This window comes from Clostridium fallax, from assembly GCF_900129365.1.
Classification (GTDB): domain Bacteria; phylum Bacillota; class Clostridia; order Clostridiales; family Clostridiaceae; genus Clostridium_AH; species Clostridium_AH fallax.
This window is the reverse complement of the sequence record NZ_FQVM01000056.1, coordinates 1-2615: the sequence shown is the minus strand read 5'-3', so window position 1 is coordinate 2615 and position 2615 is coordinate 1. Positions and strand designations below refer to the sequence as shown.

Annotated in this window: 5 protein-coding genes; all 5 read left to right on the top strand. The window is 24.7% G+C overall.

Annotated features, from left to right (window positions below; genetic code table 11):
- The first annotated feature begins 104 nt into the window (after window positions 1–104).
- Window positions 105–536, top strand: coding sequence for a hypothetical protein (locus BUA70_RS12805; protein ID WP_072897897.1), 432 nt, complete (start codon window positions 105–107; stop codon window positions 534–536).
- On the top strand, window positions 529–900 hold the full coding sequence (locus BUA70_RS12800) for a hypothetical protein (RefSeq protein WP_072897894.1): 372 nt from the start codon (window positions 529–531) through the stop codon (window positions 898–900). The genes BUA70_RS12805 and BUA70_RS12800 overlap by 8 nt, the downstream gene beginning before the upstream one ends.
- A gap of 3 nt (window positions 901–903) precedes the next feature.
- Entirely contained in the window at window positions 904–1407 is a 504-nt protein-coding gene (locus tag BUA70_RS12795; protein WP_072897892.1) for a shikimate kinase, read from the top strand.
- Between the two features lie 77 nt (window positions 1408–1484).
- Complete coding sequence (gene aroQ / locus BUA70_RS12790; RefSeq protein ID WP_072897889.1) at window positions 1485–1916, top strand: type II 3-dehydroquinate dehydratase; 432 nt, start codon at window positions 1485–1487, stop codon at window positions 1914–1916.
- A 63-nt stretch (window positions 1917–1979) separates the two neighbouring features.
- A complete protein-coding gene (efp, locus tag BUA70_RS12785; protein WP_072897886.1) occupies window positions 1980–2540 on the top strand; it encodes an elongation factor P in 561 nt (186 codons plus the stop codon).
- Window positions 2541–2615 lie beyond the last annotated feature (75 nt).

Here is a 2615-nt window from a genome sequence, read left to right as displayed (position 1 = left end):
GATCAACATGCAGCTCATGAAAAAATTCTATTTGAAAAATACATGAAATATTAGAAGAGATTAAAGATTATATAACTGATATGGAGGTTAAAATAATATAAAATATGATAAGTAAAAAATATAAAGGGTTTTATCCTAAATGGTATGTAGATAAGAAAAATAAAGAGTGGATTAAAAAAAGTAAAAGATACCTTATGGTTTTAGTTCTTATAAATGTTCTTTTTTTACCAAATATATTATTAAAGTTAGATATTTATAATGAGGATAAGAATCTTATAAAAGAAAATGAGAATACTTATAAAGAAGAAAGGCATGAAAATAATAATCTTATATTAAAGCTTAACTATTTAGAAAATTTAGGTGAAGATAAGGAGTTTAAGATAGAAAGAGAAGATATAGAAATATATGGAGAACCTCAAGATATAATTAAAATTTATAATTCTTCAAGGGAATTTTTTATAGTTAATAAAATAGAGAGAATAGAAAGTAATGAAAAATCTTTATATAAGATAAAGGTAGATATAAAATATGATTAAATATTTTATAATATTTTGTGAGGTTACTTTGATTTGCATATTTTTAATTCAAGGAATTATTTTAGAAAAAATTAATGTAAAATCTTTAAATGAAGAAATAGCAGTTGAAACAATTTTAGAAAAGAAAGATAATAATTATGAAATCTTAAATAAAGTATTTTCTTTAGAAAATCAATTTTTTATAGAAAACATTGAAAAAAATGAAATATTATGGAGAGCAGAATTGGTTTCTATTAGCAATATAAAAGATATTAAAGAGAAAATCTATTATCTAAATGATTTAGGATTTAAGATTAATGATTACTTTGGCGATTACAAGGATAATATTTTAAATCTAAGATTAAAAGTGCAATTAAAGGAGTAAAAAATGATTATATATTTAATTGGAATGCCTGGAGCTGGAAAAACTACCATAGGAAAAAAGATATCTAAAGAAATAGGATATTCTTTTTTAGATACAGATAGTGAGATTGAGAAAATAGAAAAAAAATCTATAAGTTTAATTTTTGAAGAAAAAGGAGAAAAATATTTTAGAGATTTAGAGAAAAAATTAGTTAATGAAAAATTATGCTATTTAAAAGATACTATAGTTGCAACTGGTGGTGGAATGCCTATATATAATGATAATTTAAAAGAATTAAAGAAATCAGGAGTAACTATTTATCTTTGTAAATCATTAGAAAGTCTTTTAAAAAGAAAGAATTTAGGAAAAAGACCTTTATTAAAGAATAACATAAAGAAAAACTTAATAGAAATTTATAATAAAAGAAAAGATATATATAATAAGGCAGATTATATTATAAAAGAAGATGATTTGGATGAAAAAGGGGTAATGTTAAAGTTAAGAGGGATTATCAATAGCGAATTTTAATGAAAATAATTGCATTTATTTAACTCATTTGATAAAATAGCATTGTTGTGGAATATTAACTCAAATGGTGTGATATTATGAAAATATTAATAATTAATGGACCTAACTTATCTATGTTAGGTATAAGAGAACCAAATATATATGGAAAAATGACATTAGATGAAATAAATAATGTTATAAAAAATAACTTTAAAAACCATGATATAGACTTTTTTCAGAGCAATGAAGAAGGAAAAATAATTAACAAAATTTTAGAAGCTAATAGTTTTTATGATGGTATAGTTATTAACCCTGCAGCTTATTCTCATTATAGTATTGGAATTTTAGATGCTATAAAATCTATTGATATACCAGTAGTTGAGGTACATCTTTCTAATATATATAAAAGAGAAGAGTATAGAAAGAAATCTATAACTGGCGAAGGTGCAGTAGGAGTTATAAGTGGTTTTGGCTATAACTCATACATATTAGGAGTAGAAGCTTTAGAGTTATTTTATGATAAACGCTAAGTATTATTTTACCTTTAAGGGTTATAATATAAATGAATTATTAGATTTTGGAGGGATACTTTAATGATATCAGCAGGAGATTTAAGAAAAGGTACAACTTTTGAATTAGATGGACAAGTGTTCACTGTTGTGGACTTTTTACATGTTAAACCAGGAAAAGGTGCAGCTTTTGTAAGAACTAAATTAAGAAATGTTATTTCAGGTGGAGTTACAGATACAACTTTTAACCCAACTGCAAAATTACAAGAAGCAGTAATAGAAAGAAAAGAAATGCAATATCTTTATTCAGATGGAGAACTTTATTACTTCATGGATCAAGAAACTTTTGAGCAAATTCCACTAAACTTTGAAAAAGTTGAAGATGCAATAAAGTTCTTAAAAGAAAATATGTTTGCAGTAATAAAATTCTACAAAGGAGAAGCTTTCTCAGTTGAAGCTCCAAACTTTGTTGAGTTACAAATAACTCAAACTGAACCAGGAGTTAAAGGAAATACTGCAACAAATGTTACTAAGCCAGCTACAGTTGAAACTGGTGCTATAATAAACGTTCCAATCTTTGTAAATGAAGGAGACGTTATAAGAATAGACACTAGAACTGGTGAGTATGGTGTTAGTATAAAGTAGTGGACACATTAAGTCGAACTAAGTAAAATAATATTTAGTTAAGAAAGGATGTGTCCATTATGAGTAAGGGCAGAA